Annotated in this window: 14 tRNA genes; all 14 read left to right on the forward strand. The window is 48.9% G+C overall.

Annotated features, from left to right (window positions below):
* The first annotated feature begins 38 nt into the window (after positions 1–38).
* Positions 39–115 (forward strand) — tRNA-Pro (locus ACTJJ9_RS26165).
* A 16-nt stretch (positions 116–131) separates the two neighbouring features.
* Positions 132–207 (forward strand) — tRNA-Ala (locus tag ACTJJ9_RS26170).
* Positions 208–232: 25 nt separating this feature from the next.
* Positions 233–309: transfer RNA gene (locus tag ACTJJ9_RS26175), tRNA-Met, on the forward strand.
* Positions 310–315: 6 nt separating this feature from the next.
* Positions 316–392: transfer RNA gene (locus ACTJJ9_RS26180), tRNA-Ile, on the forward strand.
* A gap of 19 nt (positions 393–411) precedes the next feature.
* Positions 412–504: transfer RNA gene (locus ACTJJ9_RS26185), tRNA-Ser, on the forward strand.
* A gap of 35 nt (positions 505–539) precedes the next feature.
* A tRNA-Met gene (locus ACTJJ9_RS26190) sits at positions 540–616 on the forward strand.
* An 18-nt stretch (positions 617–634) separates the two neighbouring features.
* A tRNA-Asp gene (locus ACTJJ9_RS26195) sits at positions 635–711 on the forward strand.
* Positions 712–937: 226 nt separating this feature from the next.
* Positions 938–1,010: transfer RNA gene (locus tag ACTJJ9_RS26200), tRNA-Phe, on the forward strand.
* A 28-nt stretch (positions 1,011–1,038) separates the two neighbouring features.
* Positions 1,039–1,114, forward strand: a tRNA-His gene (locus tag ACTJJ9_RS26205).
* Between the two features lie 10 nt (positions 1,115–1,124).
* Positions 1,125–1,198 (forward strand) — tRNA-Gly (locus ACTJJ9_RS26210).
* A gap of 6 nt (positions 1,199–1,204) precedes the next feature.
* A tRNA-Ile gene (locus ACTJJ9_RS26215) sits at positions 1,205–1,281 on the forward strand.
* A 10-nt stretch (positions 1,282–1,291) separates the two neighbouring features.
* Positions 1,292–1,366: transfer RNA gene (locus tag ACTJJ9_RS26220), tRNA-Asn, on the forward strand.
* Positions 1,367–1,369: 3 nt separating this feature from the next.
* Positions 1,370–1,460, forward strand: a tRNA-Ser gene (locus tag ACTJJ9_RS26225).
* A gap of 20 nt (positions 1,461–1,480) precedes the next feature.
* Positions 1,481–1,552, forward strand: a tRNA-Glu gene (locus ACTJJ9_RS26230).
* Positions 1,553–1,692 lie beyond the last annotated feature (140 nt).

The following is a 1,692-nucleotide window of genomic DNA, read 5'->3' on the forward strand; positions in this document are numbered from 1 at the left end:
GGTTAGGGGTTCGACTCCTCTCGGGCGCGCCATAATAACGGGAAGTAGCTCAGCTTGGTAGAGCACTTGGTTTGGGACCAAGGGGTCGCAGGTTCGAATCCTGTCTTCCCGACCATCTTATCAAATCATTTGGGGCCTTAGCTCAGCTGGGAGAGCGCCTGCTTTGCACGCAGGAGGTCAGCGGTTCGATCCCGCTAGGCTCCACCAAGTAATTTAATATAATAATCAATATGGCGGCGTAGCTCAGCTGGCTAGAGCGTACGGTTCATACCCGTGAGGTCGTGGGTTCGATCCCCTCCGCCGCTACCATATTGTGGACCTTTAGCTCAGCTGGTTAGAGCAGACGGCTCATAACCGTCCGGTCGTAGGTTCGAGTCCTACAAGGTCCACCATATCTTAAATAATTCAAATGGAGGAATACCCAAGTCCGGCTGAAGGGATCGGTCTTGAAAACCGACAGGGGTGTCAAAGCCCGCGGGGGTTCGAATCCCCCTTCCTCCTCCAGATTATTTTTAGATAAATAATTTACTTTCTATTATCGCGGGGTGGAGCAGTCTGGTAGCTCGTCGGGCTCATAACCCGAAGGTCGCAGGTTCAAATCCTGTCCCCGCAACCAATTAAGTTAAAATTAAATGGTCCGGTAGTTCAGTTGGTTAGAATGCCTGCCTGTCACGCAGGAGGTCGCGGGTTCGAGTCCCGTCCGGACCGCCATTTAGTTTTAAAAATAATTATGGCTCGGTAGCTCAGTTGGTAGAGCACGCTCGAATAAACTGCGAAGCATTACATCAGCGCACACGTCGAGCAACATCTTGAATCATCTTTCTGAGATGTGGGCGATGGACTGTTCTCAAAGAGTGAATACACACAAAGTAAGCAATAAATATTTAATACTTGAAAAGCAAGATGATAGTAAGTAGAAAACTACTTTTCAAATAATGGCTCGGTAGCTCAGTTGGTAGAGCAATGGACTGAAAATCCATGTGTCGGCGGTTCGATTCCGTCCCGAGCCACCTTTCACTTAAATTGTTAATCCTTATGGCGGCTGTGGCGAAGTGGTTAACGCATCGGATTGTGGTTCCGACATTCGTGGGTTCGATTCCCATCAGCCGCCCCATCTTTATATTGCGGGTGTAGTTTAGTGGTAAAACCTCAGCCTTCCAAGCTGATGATGAGGGTTCGATTCCCTTCACCCGCTCCAAGTAATGGGCCTATAGCTCAGCTGGTTAGAGCGCACGCCTGATAAGCGTGAGGTCGATGGTTCAAGTCCATTTAGGCCCACCATTTCTATTATTCCGCAGTAGCTCAGTGGTAGAGCTATCGGCTGTTAACCGATCGGTCGTAGGTTCGAATCCTACCTGCGGAGCCATATGGGGAAGTACTCAAGTGGCTGAAGAGGCGCCCCTGCTAAGGGTGTAGGTCGTGTAAGCGGCGCGAGGGTTCAAATCCCTCCTTCTCCGCCATTGCGATACATATATTTTTTGGCCCGTTGGTCAAGCGGTTAAGACACCGCCCTTTCACGGCGGTAACACGGGTTCGAATCCCGTACGGGTCATAAAAAAACACTACAAATATGGAGGCCACTGAAAAAGTCTCTATATCTTTAATAAAGCGAAGGCTTCCTCGATATTATGAGGAAGCCTTCGCTCTTTTCATTTATAATAGATATATAAACTCTAGGTGGTGTTCGCATGA

Source organism: Metabacillus sp. 22489 (assembly GCF_052044855.1).
Classification (GTDB): Bacteria; Bacillota; Bacilli; order Bacillales; family Bacillaceae; genus Metabacillus; species Metabacillus niabensis.